Origin of the sequence: Blastomonas sp. UPD001 (assembly GCF_003426715.1) — a bacterium.
Taxonomy (GTDB): domain Bacteria; phylum Pseudomonadota; class Alphaproteobacteria; order Sphingomonadales; family Sphingomonadaceae; genus Blastomonas.
In genome coordinates, this window is record NZ_QKVT01000001.1 from 2145379 (window position 1) to 2164078 (window position 18700).

17 protein-coding genes, 1 tRNA gene and 1 pseudogene are annotated in these 18700 nt (G+C 66.1%); 13 read left to right on the forward strand and 6 right to left on the reverse strand.

The window, feature by feature from the left end:
• The 3 genes from DM995_RS10925 to DM995_RS10935 form a co-directional block, all read left to right on the forward strand.
• Positions 1-687, forward strand: a 687-nt coding sequence (locus tag DM995_RS10925; protein ID WP_116969434.1) for a hypothetical protein, incomplete at its 5' end; no start/stop codon positions are given.
• A gap of 78 nt (positions 688-765) precedes the next feature.
• Positions 766-841, forward strand: a tRNA-Ala gene (locus tag DM995_RS10930).
• Between the two features lie 118 nt (positions 842-959).
• A complete protein-coding gene (locus DM995_RS10935) occupies positions 960-3737 on the forward strand; it encodes a bifunctional diguanylate cyclase/phosphodiesterase (RefSeq protein ID WP_116969435.1) in 2778 nt (925 codons plus the stop codon).
• A gap of 32 nt (positions 3738-3769) precedes the next feature.
• On the opposite strand, the gene DM995_RS10940 is transcribed toward DM995_RS10935, so the two are convergent.
• Positions 3770-5905 (reverse strand): PQQ-dependent dehydrogenase, methanol/ethanol family, encoded by a 2136-nt coding sequence (locus tag DM995_RS10940; RefSeq protein ID WP_116969436.1) that lies wholly within the window; start codon positions 5903-5905, stop codon positions 3770-3772.
• Between the two features lie 163 nt (positions 5906-6068).
• Here DM995_RS10940 and DM995_RS10945 point away from each other — a divergent pair, with 163 nt between their 5' ends.
• The 4 genes from DM995_RS10945 to DM995_RS10960 all read left to right on the forward strand — a co-directional run bounded on the left by DM995_RS10945 (position 6069) and on the right by DM995_RS10960 (position 8082).
• Positions 6069-6446, forward strand: coding sequence for a VOC family protein (locus tag DM995_RS10945; protein WP_060979251.1), 378 nt, complete (start codon positions 6069-6071; stop codon positions 6444-6446).
• Between the two features lie 143 nt (positions 6447-6589).
• Positions 6590-6793, forward strand: a complete 204-nt coding sequence (gene rpmI, locus DM995_RS10950; protein ID WP_023837522.1) for a 50S ribosomal protein L35 — start codon at positions 6590-6592, stop codon at positions 6791-6793.
• Positions 6794-6836: 43 nt separating this feature from the next.
• A complete protein-coding gene (rplT, locus tag DM995_RS10955; protein WP_023837523.1) occupies positions 6837-7199 on the forward strand; it encodes a 50S ribosomal protein L20 in 363 nt (120 codons plus the stop codon).
• Positions 7200-7299: 100 nt separating this feature from the next.
• The gene (locus DM995_RS10960; RefSeq protein WP_116969437.1) at positions 7300-8082 is read left to right on the forward strand and encodes a hypothetical protein; all 783 of its coding nucleotides are present in this window, start codon (positions 7300-7302) and stop codon (positions 8080-8082) included.
• Here DM995_RS10960 and DM995_RS10965 read toward each other — a convergent pair.
• The 3 genes and pseudogenes from DM995_RS10965 to DM995_RS10975 all read right to left on the reverse strand — a co-directional run.
• Positions 8052-9392: pseudogene (locus DM995_RS10965) on the reverse strand (formate--tetrahydrofolate ligase); the annotation flags it as partial. The gene DM995_RS10960 and the pseudogene DM995_RS10965 overlap by 31 nt on opposite strands.
• A gap of 69 nt (positions 9393-9461) precedes the next feature.
• Positions 9462-10064, reverse strand: a complete 603-nt coding sequence (locus tag DM995_RS10970) for an OmpA family protein (protein ID WP_023838903.1) — start codon at positions 10062-10064, stop codon at positions 9462-9464.
• Positions 10061-10456, reverse strand: coding sequence for a FecR family protein (locus DM995_RS10975; protein ID WP_198669439.1), 396 nt, complete (start codon positions 10454-10456; stop codon positions 10061-10063). Before DM995_RS10975 ends, DM995_RS10970 begins: the two co-directional genes overlap by 4 nt.
• Before the next feature lie 83 nt (positions 10457-10539).
• Between DM995_RS10975 and DM995_RS10980 the strand changes: the two genes are divergently transcribed.
• Positions 10540-10956, forward strand: a complete 417-nt coding sequence (locus tag DM995_RS10980; RefSeq protein WP_157973167.1) for an ATP-binding protein — start codon at positions 10540-10542, stop codon at positions 10954-10956.
• 16 nt (positions 10957-10972) lie between these two features.
• Here DM995_RS10980 and DM995_RS10985 read toward each other — a convergent pair whose 3' ends face one another.
• Complete coding sequence (locus DM995_RS10985; protein ID WP_157973168.1) at positions 10973-11812, reverse strand: helix-turn-helix domain-containing protein; 840 nt, start codon at positions 11810-11812, stop codon at positions 10973-10975.
• Between the two features lie 298 nt (positions 11813-12110).
• Positions 12111-13919 carry a DUF885 domain-containing protein gene (locus tag DM995_RS10990; protein ID WP_116969440.1) on the reverse strand — a complete coding sequence of 603 codons (1809 nt, stop codon included), beginning with the start codon at positions 13917-13919 and terminating at the stop codon, positions 12111-12113.
• 117 nt (positions 13920-14036) lie between these two features.
• On the opposite strand from DM995_RS10990, the gene DM995_RS10995 reads away from it, so the two are divergent.
• From DM995_RS10995 to DM995_RS11015, 5 genes are all read left to right on the forward strand, one after another.
• Entirely contained in the window at positions 14037-14882 is an 846-nt protein-coding gene (locus tag DM995_RS10995) for a quinone-dependent dihydroorotate dehydrogenase (RefSeq protein WP_116969441.1), read from the forward strand.
• Between the two features lie 284 nt (positions 14883-15166).
• Positions 15167-15406, forward strand: coding sequence for a DUF2061 domain-containing protein (locus DM995_RS11000; RefSeq protein WP_023838897.1), 240 nt, complete (start codon positions 15167-15169; stop codon positions 15404-15406).
• 7 nt (positions 15407-15413) lie between these two features.
• Entirely contained in the window at positions 15414-17141 is a 1728-nt protein-coding gene (ggt, locus tag DM995_RS11005; RefSeq protein ID WP_116969442.1) for a gamma-glutamyltransferase, read from the forward strand.
• A gap of 118 nt (positions 17142-17259) precedes the next feature.
• On the forward strand, positions 17260-18372 hold the full coding sequence (locus tag DM995_RS11010) for a sensor histidine kinase (RefSeq protein WP_116969443.1): 1113 nt from the start codon (positions 17260-17262) through the stop codon (positions 18370-18372).
• On the forward strand, positions 18362-18700 hold a 339-nt coding region (locus tag DM995_RS11015; protein ID WP_157973287.1), incomplete at its 3' end, for a LytR/AlgR family response regulator transcription factor. The genes DM995_RS11010 and DM995_RS11015, both read left to right, overlap by 11 nt.

The window sequence follows — 18700 nt, forward strand, 5'->3', positions numbered from 1 at the left end:
CCCGTGGCGCCGCCGCGCATGCCGACGCCGCCGTCCAACGCGGTGACGGCCATGGCCATTCCGGGCCTGCGCGCCGACGGGCTGCGCGACACGCCGATGCGCGACATCGACGACAATGAAAAGCTCTGGTACTTCCGCGCGGCGTTCAATGTCGCCGCGCTCAACTGCCAAAATCCCGAGCATTTCCGGATCGCCGACGATTACAACCTGTTCCTCAAGACCCACAAGCGCGAGCTCGACCGGATCAACAAGACCGTCGAGGAAACCTATCGCAAGCGCTATGGCACCGGCTATGCCCGCATCCGCGATACCGAGAACACCCAGGTCTACAATTTCTTCGCCTTCCCTCCGGTCAAGAGCGATTTCTGCAACGCCGCGCTGATCCTGGGTCAGGAAGCCGTCGCACTGCCGTCGAAGGATCTGGTCGCGTTCTCGGTCCGTGCGCTGCCCACGCTCGAGGGCGTGTTCGACCGCTTCTATGCGTCCTATGAAAGCTATCAGAGCGATCTGCAGAAATGGATCGCGCTCTATGGCAGCCCCGAAATGCGCGCCGCGCAGGCCGCACAGATGGGCCAGGCCACGCAGACGGTCCAGCCTGCCGGCGGTCCCACGATCGCCCCCGGCGCGGTGCCCGCCGGTCAGCCGCCCAAGCTTCCGACGATCCTGCCCACCACCAGCGGCAGCTGACGGCGCGATTTTTCCTCTGGATAGGCGGGCGCCAAGCGATTATAGCCCCGCCCACCGGAGAAAAACCGCCGGGACGTTGGGGCCGTAGCTCAGTTGGGAGAGCGCGTCGTTCGCAATGACGAGGTCAGGGGTTCGATTCCCCTCGGCTCCACCAGTTCCACAGGTCGCGACACTTTCGGATCGGGCATCGGGTTGCATAACTGATCCTGGCGCGACACTTTATTAACCCAAGTCCTGTTAAGGCGGGTTGGCTTTTCCCCGGAGCCAAAGCCTTGATAGATATCCTTTTCTGCATTCGCGACGACCATGACATCCGTTTTGTCGGGCTCGCCGCCGGCATCTGTCTGCTGTCCACGATCACCGCCGTGCTGATGATCCGGCAAGCCCGCTCGGCGTCGCCGCGGGGGCAGTTCGGCTGGGCGGTGTCGGGCGGCTTTGCCACGGGCTTCGGCATCTGGGCGACGCACTTCGTCGCGATGCTGGGCTATGACCCGGGAATCATCGTCGGGTACGAGATCGCGCGCACCGCAGGATCGCTGCTCGTCGTGCTGGCGACGACGATCGCGGCGCTGCTCATCGCCACGCGCGGGCGCGCCCCGCGCGCGCTCGTGCTGGCCAGCGTGCTCGCCGGATCGGGCTTTGCCGCGATGCACTATGTCGGCATGGCCGCGCTCGAGATGCCCGCATTGATCCGCTGGAACATCGGCTATCTGCTGCTGTCGATTGCGCTCGCTATCGTGCCGCTCTTTCCCGCCCTGACGCTCGCCAGCGCGCGCACCAGCCTCGCCTCCGCGCTGTCGGCGGCGCTGATCATGACCGGCGCGATCGTGGGGCTGCATTTCTCGGGCATGACCGCGATCGATCTGGTGCCCTCGCGCATCGAGGGATCGCGCGCGCTGCTCTCGCCGACGACCATGTCGATCCTCATCACGCTCGCCTCGGCCTGTCTGCTGGTGCTGTGCCTGAGCGGCCTGTTCGTCGCGCGGCGCACGCGTGCGGCGATCCGGGCGAGCGAGATGCAGTTCGGCGCGCTGGTCAAGGGCATATCGGACTGCGCGATCTACATGCTCGATGGCGAAGGCCGCGTGGCCAACTGGAATGCCGGGGCGCAGCGGCTCAAGGGCTATCGGCCGGAGGACATTGTCGGCAAGCCCTTGTCGAGCTTCTACCGGGCGGAAGACTGCGCGGCCGGGCTTCCCGACCGGGCGCTCGCTGCCGCACGCGAAACGGGCAAGTTCAGCGGCGAGGGCTGGCGCGTGCGCCAGGATGGCACATGCTTCTGGGCGCAGGTGACGATCGAGCGTTTCTGCGACGAACAGGGCAGGGTCATCGGCTTTGCCAAGATCACCCGCGATATTACGCGGCTCAAGCAAGACCAGGACCGCATTGCCGAGGCGCGCCGCCACCGCGATGCCGCACTCGATCACATGCACCAGGGGCTGTGCCTGTTCGACGCCAGGGGTCGGCTGGTGCTCGCCAATCGCCGTTTTGCCGAGATGTGGGGCCTTTCCGAAAGCCAGTGCCCGGCAGGTACCGGGGCGATCGACGTGCTGCGCACCGCGCTCGCCGCGCGCATCGGTTCAGCGAGCGCCGAATCGCAGCTGTCGCGAATCTGGATGCGGCTGGAAGAATCGCTGCGCGATCCGACATCGCCGCCCCTCGTGCTCGAACTCGACGAGGAGCTGATCGTCGCGATGTCGAGCCGCCGTATGGCCGATGGCGGCTGGGTGACCACGATCGAGGATATCACCGCGCGGCGACGGTCCGAAGAGCGGATCGTGCACATGGCGCTGCACGACGGGCTGACCGGCCTGCCCAATCGCACCAGCCTCAACCGATGGCTCGATGGCGAGATCGTGCAGGCTGCCGCGCAGCAACGCCAGGTCGCGGTGATCGCGATCGATCTCGACCGGTTCAAGGAGATCAACGATACACAGGGCCATGCGGCGGGCGACCGGGTGCTGCAGCAGATCGGCGCCAGCCTGGGCCAGGTGCTCGAACAGGGCGAGATTGCCGCGCGCGTCGGCGGCGACGAGTTCGCGGTGGCCAAGCACTATTCCGATCCGGCCGAGCTCGAGGCGTTCGTCACCCGGATCGCCGAATCGCTGGCGGTCGCCGACGGCGAGGGGGCGTGCGTCGGCGCGAGCTTCGGCATTGCCACCTATCCGGGCGATGCGCAGGGGCGCGAGGCGCTGCTCAACAATGCCGATCTCGCCATGTACCGTGCCAAGGCCAGTCCCGGCGAGACGATCTGCTATTATCGGGCGGGCATGGACGAGGACGCGCGGCATCGTCGCCAGATCGCCAACGAGCTGCGCCATGCGCTGGCGCGCGACGAGTTCACGCTGCTCTACCAGCCGCAACGGTCGCTGCGCACGCACCGGATCAGCGGATACGAGGCGCTGCTGCGCTGGAAGCACCCGCGGCTGGGGCATATCTCGCCAATGGAGTTCGTTCCGATTGCCGAGCAGACCGGCGAGATCATCCGGATCGGCGAATGGGTGCTGCGCTCGGCCTGCCGGGAAGCGGCGAGCTGGACCAGCCAGGACAAGATCGCGGTGAACCTGTCACCGGTGCAATTGCTGCAGCCCGATCTGCCCGAGACGGTGGCGACGATCCTGCTCGAATCCGGACTGGCGCCGCGCCGGCTCGAGCTGGAGATTACCGAAACTGCGCTGATCACCGACAAGGCGCGCGCGCTGCACAGCCTCAGGCGGATCAAGGCGCTCGGCGTGTCGGTCGCGATGGACGATTTCGGCACCGGCTATTCGTCGCTCGACACGCTGCATTCCTTCCCGTTCGACAAGATCAAGATCGACAAGTCGTTCCTGCTGCAATCGGGCGAGAGTCATCAGGCCCAGGCGATCATCCGCGCGGTGCTCGCGCTCGGGCGGTCGCTGGGCATCCCGGTGCTGGCCGAAGGCGTCGAGACGCTCGAGCAGCTCAAGCTGCTCGTCGACGAGGGCTGCGACGAGGCACAGGGCTATCTGTTCGGACGCCCCGCCTCGATGCCCGCGCCTTCGGGCGAGCGGATCGCGTTGCGCGCCTGACGCCCCGTGGGGCGCTGCCCCCCGGACGCATGCTATTTCATCGCGACCTTCTTCGTCATCAGCGCCTTGTCCTCATTGGCGCGGGCGATGACATACTGGCGGATGCTGTCGATCTCCGGCTTGGACATGACCGGCGCGAAGCTCACCATGCCATTGTCCTTGAGCGCGCCGCCATGGACGATCATCTGCCAGTTCTCGGCGCTGGCGAGCGTGCCCGAGTAGCGCAGATCGGGGATGATGCCGCCCCGGGCCGAGGCCTGGACCGCCGCATCGCCATGGCAGACGGTGCAGTAGCGGCCATAGAGCTGCGCCCCGCCCTGGACGACATCGGCCGCTGCGGTGAGGCCCGGCGGATCGAGCGGCAGCGCATCGGCCGCAGGCATTGCGGGCAGCTTGGCCTTGCCGCCAAGCTTGAACACCAGCAGCCGCGAGATGTTGCGCACGGGGCCCGACATGTCGCTGAGCACGCCGGCGGTGATAGGCCAGGCGCCGCCCCATCCGGCGAGCACCGCGACATATTGCTCGCCGTCGATGCTGTAGGTCATCGGTGCCGCGACCACGCCGGTCTGCGCCTCGAAGCTCCACAGGTTCTTGCCGCTCGCCGAATCATAGGCGACGAAATTGCCCATGGCATTGCCCTGGAAGACGAGGCCGCCGGCGGTGGCGAGCACGCCACCGTTCCACGGACCGCCCAGCGTCACGCGCCAGCGCTCCTTCTGCGCCACCGGGTCCCAGGCGATCAGCACGCCCTTGGTCGCCTTTTTCGCGGCCTCGCGCACCGCATTGTCGGCGGGCATCGCGTTGTTCGCGGTGTCCATGCCGACATTGAAGCCGATCTTGGACGGCTTCCAGCCGGCGGCCGGGATATAGGGGTAGGCGGTGATCTGCGCCGGGATGAAGACGAGCTTCTGCTTCGCGTCATAGGCCATCGGGTGCCAGTTGTGCGCGCCCAGCGGGCCGGGCGAGACGATGAAGGGCTTGCCGGTCTTGTCGACGCGCGCCGCCGGGTTCTCGATCGGGCGACCGGTCTGCTGATCGATGCCGGTGGCCCAGTTGACCGGCACGAAATTGTTGGCCGAGATGAACTCGCCCGTCGCGCGGTCGATCACGTAGAAAAAGCCGTTCTTCGGCGCCTGCATCAGCACCTTGCGCGTCTTGCCGCCGATTTCCAGGTCGGCGAGCATGATGTGCTGGGTTGCGGTATAGTCCCAGGTCTCGCCCGGCGTGGTCTGGTAATGCCAGGCATATTCGCCGGTCTTCACCCGGATCGCGACGATCGAGGACAGGTACAGATTGTCGCCGCCGCCGGGCGAACGATAGGCCTGGTTCCAGGGCGATCCGTTGCCGACGCCCACGTATAGCAGGCCGAGCTCGGGATCATACGCCATCGCGTCCCACACGGTGCCGCCGCCGCCGATATTCCAGTATTCGCCTTTCCAGCTGGTCTCGGCGGCCTTGAGATACTCCGCCTCGTTCGCGCCGGGCCGGTCGGGCACGGTGTAGAATTTCCACAGCTGCTTGCCGGTCGCGGCATCATAGGCGGCGACGAATCCGCGCACGCCGAATTCCGCGCCGCCATTGCCGATGATCACCATGCCATCGATCACGCGCGGTGCGCCCGTGATGGTGTATGCCTTGGCCTGATCGACCGTGACCTTGCTCCAGATCTCGCGGCCAGTGCCGCGATCGAGCGCGATCAGGCGGCCATCGAGCGTGCCGAGGAACAGCATGTTGCCCCAGGCCGCGAGACCGCGGTTCACCACGTCGCAGCAGGCCTTGACCCCGGTTTCGCCCGGCACCTTGGGGTCATAGTCCCAGAGCGGCTTGCCGGTGGTGGCGTCGAACGCCTTGACCTTGGACCAGGCTGTGGTGACGTAGATCTTGCCGTCGATCACCAGCGGTGTGGCCTCCTGGCCGCGCGCGGTGTCGAGATCGGCATACCAGGCGAGGCCCAGCTCGCCGACATTGCCGGTATTGATCTGGTCGAGCGGGCTGAAGCGCTGCTCGTCATAGGTGCGGCCATAGCTCAGCCATTCGCTGCCATCGGCCTTGATGATCCGTGCGCCATCGATCCCGGTGGTGTCGGTCGCCTGGGTGTCCGCGCCCCCGCCCGAACAGGATGCCACCAGCAGCGCCAGCGCCGCCCCAAAAGCCGCTTTCAGCCTCATCGCCCTTGTCCCTCTCTCCATGCGCCCAGCCCCATTTTGTCTTGACCTGTGGCGGCCAATGGCTGTCTTTGCGCAACCGGATATTGACGGGGGCCAGACGGCTTGTCCATGGTGATTTAACCACCCGGTTAAAGGCTGGCCGGTCGGGAAAAAGGAGAGACACATGTTTTCACACGTCATGCTGGGCGCGGACGATATCGACGCGTCCAAGGCGTTCTACGATGCCACGATGGCCGCGCTGGGCGGCAAGCCCGGAATGGTCGACCCCAAGGGCCGCGTCATCTACATGAACAATGGCGGGCTGTTCCTGCTGACCAAGCCGATCGACGGCCAGCCCGCCAGTTGCGGCAATGGCAGCACCATCGGCTTTGCGGCCAGCTCGACCGAGGCCTGCGATGCGTGGCACGCGGCTGGCCTGGCGCATGGCGGCACCGCGATCGAGGATCCGCCGGGCGTGCGCGAAGGCGCGGGCATGAAGCTGTACCTCGCCTATCTGCGCGACCCTGCCGGCAACAAGATCTGCGCGATGCACCGGCTCTGATCGGATCGCAGCCGCCGCGCGGGATTCTGTGCCTTGCAATTGGCGCAGAATCCCGCTAGGCGCGCACGCTTCCGAATAAGCGGGCTGGCTGGTTATGGGCTGCCATGTTCGCTTGTGTACGGATTTCCAAAAAGGAGACCAAAATGCCCAAGCTGAAGACCAAGAGCGGCGTCAAGAAGCGCTTCAAGCTCACCGCCACCGGCAAGGTGAAGCACGGCGTCGCTGGCAAGCGCCACCGGCTGATCAGCCACAATGCCAAGTATATCCGCCAGAATCGCGGCACCAGCGTCATTTCGGACGCCGATGCCAAGACCATCAAGAAATGGGCTCCCTACGGCCTGGGTTGATCCCGCCGGACCCCTTCTCTCGATCTTCACAAGGATATAACTCATGGCACGCATCAAACGGGGTGTTACCACCCGCGCCAAGCACAAGCGCATTCTCGCACAGGCGAAGGGCTATTACGGCCGTCGCAAGAACACCATCCGCATCGCCCGTCAGGCCGTCGAAAAGGCAGGTCAGTATGCCTATCGCGACCGCAAGGCCAAGAAGCGCAACTTCCGCGCTCTGTGGATCCAGCGCATCAACGCCGCGACCCGCATGGAAGGCCTGACCTATGGCCGCTTCATGCACGGCCTGAAGCTCGCCGGAATCGAACTCGACCGCAAGGTCCTGGCCGATCTCGCGATGAACGAAGGCGAAGTGTTCAAGGGTCTGGTCAAGCAGGCACAGGCAGCTCTGCCCGCCGCCTGATCCGGCACCTTGATCGGTTCAACGCAATAAGCGCCGAAATCCTCGCGATTTCGGCGCTTTTTGCTTGCGCAACGTCCGGCCCGGACCGCAAGGCCGCGCGATGACCCCAGGCGAGCCCGCAGCACAGCCATCGCGCAAGCGTTTCCGCTGGACCTTGCTGCTGCGCCTGGTGGCGCTGGCGTTTCTGGTGACAGCCTTTCTGGCGATCGATGGGGCGCCGCTGGTCGGCGAACCGGCCCCGCCCGACGCGGGCAGCATCGATCTGGCCCGCGGCATCGTCCGGCAGGTCGCCGGGCACGATTCGGTGGCCGGCGCGCGCGAGGTCATCCTGCTGGGCCCGCGCGAGCTGGACGGCTTTTCCGCGCTGGCCAGCCAGGTGATCGCGCCGATCCGGGCCGAGGCGCGGCTGGTGGCGCCCAAGGGGCGAAGCGCTGTGCCGCCCGAACTGGCGTTGCGCCTGAGCCGCAGCCTGCCGCTCGGTGCCTGGCTGAACATCGAGGCGCGCGCGCACAGCATCGGCACCGGTCGTTCGCTGCCGGTTGTCCGCGCAAGGATCGGCCATCTGCCGGTTCCGGCCTGGCTGATGCGCTTGCTCATCCGTCAGGCCTGGTCGATCGTGCAGCCCGATAGGCCCGATCCGCCGACGCTCGAGGACACCTTCCCCGAAATCCGTATCGGGCCGAAGACGGCGCGCGTCGTGTTGATCAACCCGGGGCGCAATGCGGCGCTGGCGGGACTGGCGCAGCTCGGCGGAACGGCGAGCGATCCGCGCTGGGTGGCGCGCGCCTATTGCGCGCTGACGCCGCATGCCGATGCCGACCTGGCGCAGATCGTGCGCCGCGCCTGGCGGCTCTTGGCGATCAGCGGCAGCGCATCGTCATAGAGCGGCCGGAACCGCGCCTCGCCGCTCGCCGCGATCCGCGCAACCGCCTGCGCCAGGCTTTCCGCGCCCGCGCCGCCTTGGGCCCAGTGGCGGCACAGATGCGCTTCGCAGCCCTGCGCCTCGGCGATCTCGCGCAGCACCGCGATCTCCGCCTCGCTGTCGCTGTGGAAATGGTTGATCGCAACGACCACGGGCACGCCGAACTGGCGCACATTCTCGATATGGCGGATGAGGTTGACGCTGCCGCGCCGCACCGCCTCGACATCCTCCCTGCCAAGCTCGGCCTTGGCGACGCCACCGTTCATCTTGAGCGCGCGCACCGTCGCCACGATCACCGCGGCGGCCGGGTCGAGCCCCGCCTGGCGGCACTTGATGTCGAAGAATTTCTCTGCGCCCAGGTCCGCGCCGAAGCCCGCCTCGGTCACCACGAAATCGCCCAGCGCCAGCGCGGCGCGCGTGGCGATCACCGAATTGCAGCCATGCGCGATATTGGCGAACGGCCCGCCATGCAGCAGCGCCGGGCTGCCCTCGAGCGTCTGCACCAGATTGGGCTTGATCGCCTGGGCGAGCAGCACCGCCATAGCGCCGGCGGCCTTGAGGTCGCTCGCGGTGACCGGCTGTCGCTGCCGGGTATAGCCGATGACGATGCGGCCGAGCCGCTCTTCCAGATCGTCGAGATCGCGCGCGAGGCACAGGATCGCCATCACTTCCGAGGCGACGGTGATGTCGAAGCCGCTTTCGCGCGGGAAGCCGTTGCCGACCCCGCCGACCGACTGGACGATGGCGCGCAGCGCGCGATCGTTGATGTCGAGCACCCGCCGCCAGACGACGCGGCGCACGTCGATGTCGAGCGCATTGCCCCAGTGGATATGATTGTCGATCATCGCCGCGAGCAGATTGTGCGCCGAGGTGATCGCGTGGAAATCGCCCGTGAAGTGCAGGTTAATGTCTTCCATCGGCCCGACCTGCGCATAGCCGCCGCCGGTCGCGCCGCCCTTGGTGCCGAAACAGGGGCCGAGCGAGGGTTCGCGCAGCGCGAGCACCGCCTTGTGGCCGATCCGGTTCAATGCATCGGCCAGGCCCACCGAGGTCGTGGTCTTGCCCTCGCCTGCGGGCGTGGGATTGATCGCGGTGACCAGAATCAGCCGGCCCTTGGGTTCCGCCCCATCGAGCCCCGCCGCCCTGAGATCGATCTTGGCCTTGTAATGGCCATAAGGCTCGATCGCCGTTTCGGCGAGCCCGAGCTTTGCGGCAATGGCGGAGATGCGCTGCAGGCTGGCGGCGCGCGAAATCTGGATATCGGTGAGCATCGGGCCTCTGGGAAACGAGCGTTAGCCGGTGGTGGTAGCGGTCACGCCCGTTCAGGCAAGCGCCGATGATCAGCGGACGATGATTTCCACCCGGCGGTTGCCGCCATTCTCGGTCTCGTCGGGGGTGGGGAAGCGCAGTTCGGTCTCGCCGCGGCCCGTCGTGGTGATGACATCGGGCGGAAAGCCCAGCTGCACCAGCCGCCCCTTGATCTCGTCGGCGCGCTTCTGCGACAGGGTGAGATTGTACTCGGCCTTTCCGACGGTATCGGTATAGCCGATGATCTCGATCTCCGCGCCGGGCCGCGCCTTGAAATGCCGGTCGAGCGCGTCGATCATGCCTTCGGACCCCGGCGCGAGGTCGGTGGTGTCGGGCACGAAATACATGATGAAGCGCGCCGGCGGCGGCGGCAGGTCGTTGATCAGGCTGCGCTCGTCGGGCTTGAGGCCATTCTCGCCGACACCCCTGGGGCGCGGCGCGCAGCCGGCCAGCTTGGTGCGGGTGAACGATCCGGCGATGGTCGACCCCTCGGGATTGCCGCAGTTCTCGTCGATCACCGCGAGCGCGCCCTCGCTCGAACCGTCCTCGTTATCGAGCAGCAGCAGCGATGGGCCAGCGCAGCCCGCAAGCGCGAGCGGCAGCAGCGCGATGATCGGGCCCCCCCGGCGCATCATTCGGGCACGTTGATGATGAAGCGGGTGCCGCGCACGCCGAGCAGCGAGGTCGGGGTGCGCACCTTCATCGCGTCGCGGCGCGACTTAGCGATCTGGCCCGAAACGACGCCCAGCGATCCGCGCTCGACCCGGGTTTCGAACGCGCCCGACCGGGTGGTGCGATCGAAATCGAACTTGTCGACCGCGATGCGGCTGTTGGGACCGACCGAAAAGCGGGTGTTGTCGGCAAAGGACACCGCGATCTGCCCGCCCTTGCCGGTCACCAGCACGTCGCCGGGCAGCAGCGAGGTGCCCACCGCGGCGTTGATCCGCGCGCCCTTGCGCTCGATCGAGGCGGTCCCGGCGCTTTTCTTGACGCGGCCGATATCGGCCCAGGCCGGTTGCGCGGTCATGGCCAGCAGCGAAAATGTAACAAGCAGTGCGCATTTCATATTATGCATCCCCTCTTGCCCGCATGCATGGCATAACCTGCCGCATGACTGCGCGCAATTTCAAACCGTTTCGCTGCGATCTGGATGCCAATGGTCCCGAATCGGTACATCGCGCCGTCATCCTCGCACAGGACTTTGCCGCCGAACATAGCCTGGGCCCGGTCGAGAGCGCAAAGCTTGCCGTGCTGGTCGAGGAGGCCGTGACCAATGTTTACGAGCATGGCGTGGTGGAGGGCGATCTGTCCGGCTGGCTCGCGATCGAGCGCGACCCCGCAGGGGTGTGCATCCTGCTCGCCGACAATGGGCGCCCGTTCGATCCGCGTGCTGTCGACGAGATCGACATGCCCAATATGGACCGTGGCGGCGGCGCGGGCCTTGCGATGATCCGCGCCTGGGCCGAAATCGCCGATTACCGCCGCGAGGACGGCTTCAACCTGCTCGAGCTGGTGCTGCTCGGCTGAGCGCCGGGGGCAAGGTTCAGGTCTCGGCCACCAGCGGGTTGATCGCGCCCTTGAGCTGGCTGCGCTGGTCGATCATCCGCGCCAGCTCGCCCTCGCCGGTGCGCAGCCGGGTGGGCGTGGTGCCCGCGAACAGCTTGAGCTCGCGGATCATGTGCGACTGGTCGTAGAACGCGTCGCGCAGATAATCGGCCTCGTCGGGCTCGGCATCGATCAGCGAGCGCGCCGCGCGCAGCGCGCGATATTTGCGCGACAGATATTTGGGCGGCATGCCGTAGAGCTGCTTCACCCGGCGGGTGAGCTGGCGTTCGGACAGGTTGCTCTGCGCGTGCAGATCGGTCACCATCGGCGACACGCTGGAGGCGAGCCAGGCATCGACCATGCGGGTGAAGGCGACCATCTCGGGCGAGGCGTTGTCGACAAAGCCCTGGACGATCTCGTCGGCGGCGGCGCACATCTGCGGCAGCGAATCGAGCGTGCGCAGCAGGGCCATGCGCTCGTGGATTCGCGGAAACACCGTCTCAGCGGGCACGACCTTGTCGACGAAATCGGCGGCGCTCGCCTGGGTCAGCGCACCCCATCCGGCAGCGGTGATGCCCATGCCGAACATGTGGAACGGCCCCTCGATCTCGAATCGCACGGCCGCCGTGGTGGGGCCGACGAGCACTGCGCCGGTGCAGACGGTCGAGCTGCCGTCGGGCATGTGCAGGGTCACTCGGCCACACGTGGCCAGCCGCAGCTGCGCGATGGCCGCGCGCTCACCGTCCACCACGAGCGGCTCGGGACAATCGAACCGGTAATAGACCGAAACGAACTCGCGCAGCGATTCGCTGGGAAGCGCATATTGGAGATGTGGCATTGGCGACCCCATTGACCCGTTCGACAGGCGCGGCGTTTGCGCCGTCCCCTCTCGCCGGTTTTATCTTCTGTCGACCCGTGCCGGGGTATAGCTCCATTCCGGACCAAAAAAAAAGGCGACCCCGCAAAAAACGGGATCGCCTTTAGGAAAAGAACTCTCGGCGTCGCCGCCTTCAGCCCTTCGGGTCGCAAGGCGGGGTATAGTCGAAGGCGCGTCAGCGCGATTGGACAGATTCGACATCCTGAAAAAACGTGTAAATTCGTACACCTGTCCGGAAACGCCGCGATGCCGGGGTTTTTCAGCCGCCCGCCTTGATCCAGGCATCGACCTGCTCTTCCAGCACCGTCAGCGGCACCGGCCCGCTCCTCAGCACCGCATCGTGGAACCGGGCATAGCTGAATTTCGCGCCCAGCTGCTTTTGCGCCTTGTCGCGCAATTCCATGATCTTGAGCTTGCCGATCATGTACGCGGTCGCCTGGCCGGGATAGACGACATAGCGCTCGATCGCCTTGGAGATGTCGCCCGGAGGGTTCGGGGTGTTGTCGGTGAGATACTGGATCGCCTGCTCGCGGCTCCAGCGCTTGTGGTGGATGCCGGTATCGACCACCAGACGGCAGGCGCGCCACAATTCCATGCCCAGCCGCCCGAAGTCCGAATAGGGGTCTTCGTAAAAGCCCATGTCCTTGCCGAGCTCTTCCGAATACAGCCCCCAGCCTTCGGTATAGGCGGTCACCCCGCCGAAGCGTCGGAAAGGAGGCAGATCGCCCAGCTCGGTCTGCACGGCGCGCTGCAGGTGATGCCCGGGCAGCCCCTCGTGATAGGCCAGCGCCTCGAGCTCGGTCGACGCCATGTCCTTGAGATTGTAGAGGTTCACATAATAGGTGCCCGGGCGCGATCCATCGGGCGCGGGGCTCTGGTAGAAGGCCTTGCCCGCCGATTTCTCACGGAAGGCCTCGACCGCCTTCACCGTGAGCGGGGCCTTGGGCAGCGTCGCGAAATAGTCGGGCAGTTTCGCCTGCATCGCCTTCAGCTTGGTATCGACCGTGGCGAGATAGTCCTCGCGCGTCTTGAAATAGAAGCGGTCGTCAGTGCGGACAAAGGCGAAGAACTCCTGCAGGCTGCCCTTGAAGCCGACCTTCTTCATGATCTTGCGCATCTCCCCATGGATCCGCGCGACATTGTCGAGCCCGATCTGGTGGATCTGGTCGGCGCTAAGGTCGGTCGTGGTGTAATTGGCGAGCAGCTGGGCGTAATAGGCGGCGCCATCCTTCAGCCGCCAGATGCCGTCGTCGGTCGGCGCGATCGCCTGCTGCCGCTCCATTTCGGCGATCAGCCGCCGATAGGCAGGCTGGACGCTGGTGGTGAGCGCCTGTCGTCCGGCCTCGATCAGCGCGGCCTTTTCGGGCGCGGCGATGGCGAGCGCCTCGACCTTCTTGGTGAGGTCGGCGAGCAGGGTGGAGGGGGCGCCGTCATCGAACGGCGCGCCCTTGATGACGTTGCGCGCATCGTCGAGGACGAAAGGATAGACCCATTTCGGCGGCATCACGCCCGCATCCGCGCGCGATCTCGCCTCGGCGATCAGCGCGTCCATCTGCGGGCCCATGCCCTGCAGCCGCGCGACATAGGCCTCGGCGTCCGTCTTGCTCTTGACGCTGTGGATGTTGATGAGAAACGCGGGCATCTGGCTCTGCGCGCCGTTCATCTGGTCGAAGATATACTCGTTGTTGCGATAGGGATACGCGCGCGCCGCGCGCTCGGCCTGATATTCGAATAGCCGATAGCTCAGCCGGTCGCCGGGCGAGAGCTTCGACGGGTCGAACCGCGTCTTCATCGTCGTGAGCGCCTTCTGGCCGCGCTCGAACGCGGCGGTTTCGGCGGCGTCGGACGGGTCGTTCCACTTGCCGTAATCGCCGTCGCGAATGCCGCGATAGGCCTTGCCCTGCGGCGAGTTCGCCAGATTCTCCGCATCGACCTGATCGAAGAACGCCTTGAGTTCGGCATTGTGCGCTTCGGCCGTGGCGGCGGCGCTCTGGGCAAGGGCGGCAGGGCTCAGGCCAAGCGGACTGGCCGCAAGAAAAAGGGCAAGGGTGATCGGGCGCAGGGTCATGGAGCGGTTTTCCGTTAATTCGTGGATAGTTAATGGCAAGGCTATCGACCCTTGCCGCAAACGTAAACCGTCTCGCCGCCGCTTGACCATCGACCCGTCGCAAAGCCATAGGGCGGCATGCTGTTTTCGCTCGCCCGGCCCGCCCTTTTCCTGCTCGATGGCGAGGATGCCCATCGGCTGACCATTGCCGGACTGCGCCTGATGCCCGCCTCTTCGCCGCCCCGGTCCGACCCGGTGCTGGCGATGCGCGTCGCCGGGATCGATTTCCCGACGCCGGTGGGGCTCGCGCCCGGCTTCGACAAGAATGCCGAAGCGCCGCACGCGATGTTCGGCTTCGGCTTCGGTTTTGTCGAGATCGGCACGGTGACCCCGCTGCCCCAGGCGGGCAATCCGCGGCCCAGGCTGTTCCGCCTCGCCGAGGACAGGGCGGTGATCAACCGCATGGGGTTCAACAATGACGGCGCGGACGCCGTGGTCGCACGACTCAAGGCCGGGCAGGGGCGTAAGGGGATCATCGGCGTCAATATCGGCGCGAACAAGGATTCGGCCGATCGGATCGCCGATTATGCGGTGATGACGCGGACCATGGCGCCGCTCGCGCGCTATCTCACGGTCAACATTTCGTCGCCCAACACGCCGGGGCTGCGCGCGCTGCAGGACGCGGGTGCGCTTGCCGCGCTGCTCGATGCGGTGATCGAGGCGCGCGGGACGAACACCTGCCCGGTGTTTCTCAAGCTCGCGCCCGATCTGGAAGCAGCGGATATCGACGACATCACCCGCATCGCGATCGACAAGGCGCTCGATGCGCTGATCGTGTCGAACACCACGATCTCGCGCCCCGCCTTGCGCTCGCGGCATGCGGGCGAGGCGGGCGGGCTATCGGCGCGGATCAATCGCGGGCTGAAGACGCTGCTCCAGCGCGATGGCTTTGCGACGCTGGCCGAGGCGGTCGGGACCGGCTGAGCGTTTTTGTTGGTTCATGCGAAGCCGCGAAGCCGCGAAGGGTCTTCCCCGTCAGGTCTCCGGCAAAAGCCGGCACCCATGAGTCGACGGATCACAACTTGCTTTCTGGATTCCGGCTTTCGCCGGAAGACGAAAATCCTTCGCGTCCTCGCGTCTTCGCGTGAAACTTATCCGATCTGGCCGAATTGATCGACCTTCTCGATCAACGCCGCGCAAAACTCTCATTGGCGATATCAATTGCGAATAGTTATCAATAAGCTTGTCCGCTCGACAGGAGCCAAGCCATGCGCCGCGATCTTGCCAAGACCCTGAGCTATCTCGCGGTGCACCTCACCGTGGGCTTTTCGGTCGCCTATGCGTTCACCGGATCGATCGAGATCGCGAGCGGCCTCGCGATCATCGAGCCGATGATCAACGCGGTCGCGTTCTTCTTCCACGAAAAGCTCTGGACGCCAGGGACGCCTGCGAAAGCACGGGTGGCTGGGCTGACCCAAGCCTTGCCGCCCCCGAACCCGGCGCTATAACGCGGGCATGAGCTTCATTCCCCGCACGTTCGTGGCCGCCGCAGCGCTGGCCCTGTCCTCGCTCTCGATCGCCTGTCACGCGCAGAGCGCGCCGCCGGCCGAGACCTCGGCCACCGCGCCGCTGGGCAAGGGCGTGGTCTCCTCGGCCGATCCGCGTGCGACCGCGGCGGGGCAGGAGATGCTGCGCAAGGGCGGGTCTGCGGCCGATGCCGCGATGGCGATGATGCTCGCGCTGACCGTGGTCGAGCCGCAGAGCTCGGGGATCGGCGGCGGCGGGCTGATGCTGCACCATGATGCGGCGACCGGCACGCTTGCGACCATCGACGGGCGCGAAATGGCTCCGGCCTCGGCCAGCGAGCAGCTGCTGCTCGGTGCCGATGGCAAGCCGCTTCCCTTTATCGACGCCTTCCAGGGCGGGCGCAGCGTCGGCGTGCCGGGCAATATCCGGCTGATGGCGCTGGCCCACCAGAAATGGGGCAAGCTGCCCTGGGCCGATCTGTTCGGCCCGGCGATCCGGCTGGCGGACGAAGGCTTTGTCGTCAACGACGCGCTGGCCCGGGCTCTCGCCCGGCTCGCGCCGATCTGGGCGCGCTTCCCCGATGCGCGCGCGATCTACTGGAACGCGACCGGCCCCAAGAAGGTCGGCGACCGGGTGACCAACCCCGCGCTCGCCGAGCTACTGCGCGCGGTGGCCAAGGGTGGCCCCGATGCCTTCTATACCGGCAAGCACGGCCAGGCGCTTGCCGATGCGGTGAGCAAGGCCAGCGTCAACCCGGTGCCGATGACCCTGGCCGACCTTGCCGCCTACAAGGCCAAGGAGCGCCCGCCGGTCTGCTCGCGCTACCGCGGCTACAAGATTTGCGGCATGGGCCCGCCCTCGTCGGGCGCGACCACGGTGCAGCAGATCCTGGGCATGCTCGAGCCGCACGATATCGGCGCGCTGGGGCCGGACAATGCGAAGACCTGGCACCTGATCGGCGAGGCGATGCAGCTCGCCTATGCCGATCGCGAGAGCTATCTGGGCGATGCCGATTTCGTCTCGGTCCCGGTCAACGGCCTGCTCGACCCGGCCTATGTGAAGTCGCGCGCGGCGCTGATCGATCCCGACAAGGCGCTGAACCGGTACGAAGCGGGCAACCCGCCGGGCTCCGAGCCGCGCACTGCCGCGCTGTCGAGCGAGGTGGCCGGCACCACGCATTTCGTCGCGGTCGATGGCGCGGGCAATATCGTCAGCATGACCTCGACGGTCGAGGGCCCGTTCGGCAGCCAGCTGATCGCCAATGGCTATTTCCTCAACAACGAGCTCACCGACTTCACCTTCGCGCCCGAGAAGAACGGCAGGAAGGTCGCCAACCGGGTGCAGCCGGGCAAGCGCCCGCTGTCCTCGATGTCGCCGCATATCGTCTATGATGCTGAGGACCGTCCCGTCCTCGCGGTCGGCTCGGCAGGCGGCAAGCGCATCATCATGCACGTCACCAAGGCATTGATCGGCGTGATCGATTTCAAGCTTCCCGCAGGCGAGGCGCTGGCCTTGCCCAATATCTATTTCGGCAACGGATCGCTGATCGTCGAGGGCAAGACGCCCTTGGGCGGCATGAACGAGGCGCTCGCCGCCTATGGTCAACCCGTCGTGGTCGACGAGCTCGGATCGAAGCTCAATGCCGCGCAGTTCAATGGCAAGGGCTGGACCGGCTATGCCGATCCGCGCAGCCCGGGCATCGCGCTCGCCGAGTAAGCGCTGGTTCTGTCGGGCCATTTTCGGGGCGGCGCTTTCGACCAAGGCGGCGCGGGCTTCGACCAGCACAAGGGTGCGGGGAAGACAGGGCGGTCATCGCAGGTTAAGAATGCCGCCGATGACCTTGCCCATAACCCGCCAAGCCCGTCCCCGTGTCGACCAGCAGGTGGCCCTGCTCTCGATCCTGGGATTCTGGCTGTTCTACATGATCATCGTCACGCTGCGCGCGGCGGTGCTCGATTTTCCCGCGCAGGAAGAGCTCGTGGTGCGCCGCGTCGCGGTCACGTTGTTCGGCGTGCTGGTCAACGTCGCGATGTATTTCGGGCTGCGCTGGTTCGAGGACAAGCCGCTCACCCCCCGGATCGTCGCGGCGGTGGTCGGCGCCGTCCCGGCGGCACTCGCGATCTCGACGTTCAACTATTTCGCGTTCAACGTCTATGACCCGATGAGCGTGTTCCAGGACAACGAGCTGACCGAGAAGATCGTGACGCTCGATCCGCTGGCCAACGTGCTCGAATTCGCCATTTCCAGCTATTATTTCCTGATGTCCTGGGCGATGCTCTATCTCGCGCTCAGCTATGCTGCCGAGGTGCGCACCGCCGAGCGCAAGGCCGCGCGCTTTGCGCAGGCGGCGCAGCAGGCCGAGCTGCGCTCGCTACGCTATCAGGTCAACCCGCACTTCCTGTTCAACACGTTGAATTCGCTCTCGACACTGGTGCTGCGCAACCGGCCCGACGAGGCCGAATCGATGATCATGAACCTCTCGACCTTCTATCGCACCAGCCTGACCGGTGATCCGCTCGACGATGTGCGGCTGGAGGACGAGGTGCAGCTGCAGCAGCTCTATCTCGCGATCGAGGAGGTGCGCTTTCCCGATCGCCTGCGGATCGAGATCGACGTGCCCGACGCGCTGATGGATTGCTGCGTGCCCGGGCTGATCCTGCAACCGCTGGTCGAGAACGCGATCAAGTACGGCGTCGCCCGCGCCACGCGCCCGGTCACCATCCGCATCGCCGCGCGCGAGGCCGATGGCGTGCTGCACCTGACGGTCAGCGACGATGGCGATGTCATCCCGACCGATTCGGACAAGGGCAGCGGCATCGGGCTCGCCAATGTCCGCGACCGGCTCGATGCTCGCTATGGCAGCGCCGGGCGGATCGAATGGCATGTCCCGTTTGAAGGAGGCTTTGTGGTGGAATTGACCTTGCCGGCGGTGCGCCATGACTGTTGAGAGCGACGCCGCACCGCTGCGAACCATGATCGTCGATGACGAGCCGCTCGCGGTCGAACGCTTGCAGCTGCTGTGCGCGCGGCTGCCGCGGATCAGCCTGGTTGGCACCGCGAGCGACGGCGAATCCGCGCTGCGCCTCGCCGAACAATTGAAGCCCGAGCTGGTGTTTCTCGACATCAACATGCCGCGGCTCGACGGCATGGGCGTCGCGCGCGCGCTGGGCAAGACCGGACAATCGCCCGCGATCATCTTCGTCACCGCCTATCAGGCGTTCGCGGTCGAGGCGTTCGATCTTGCCGCGATCGATTATCTGCTGAAACCCGTCGCC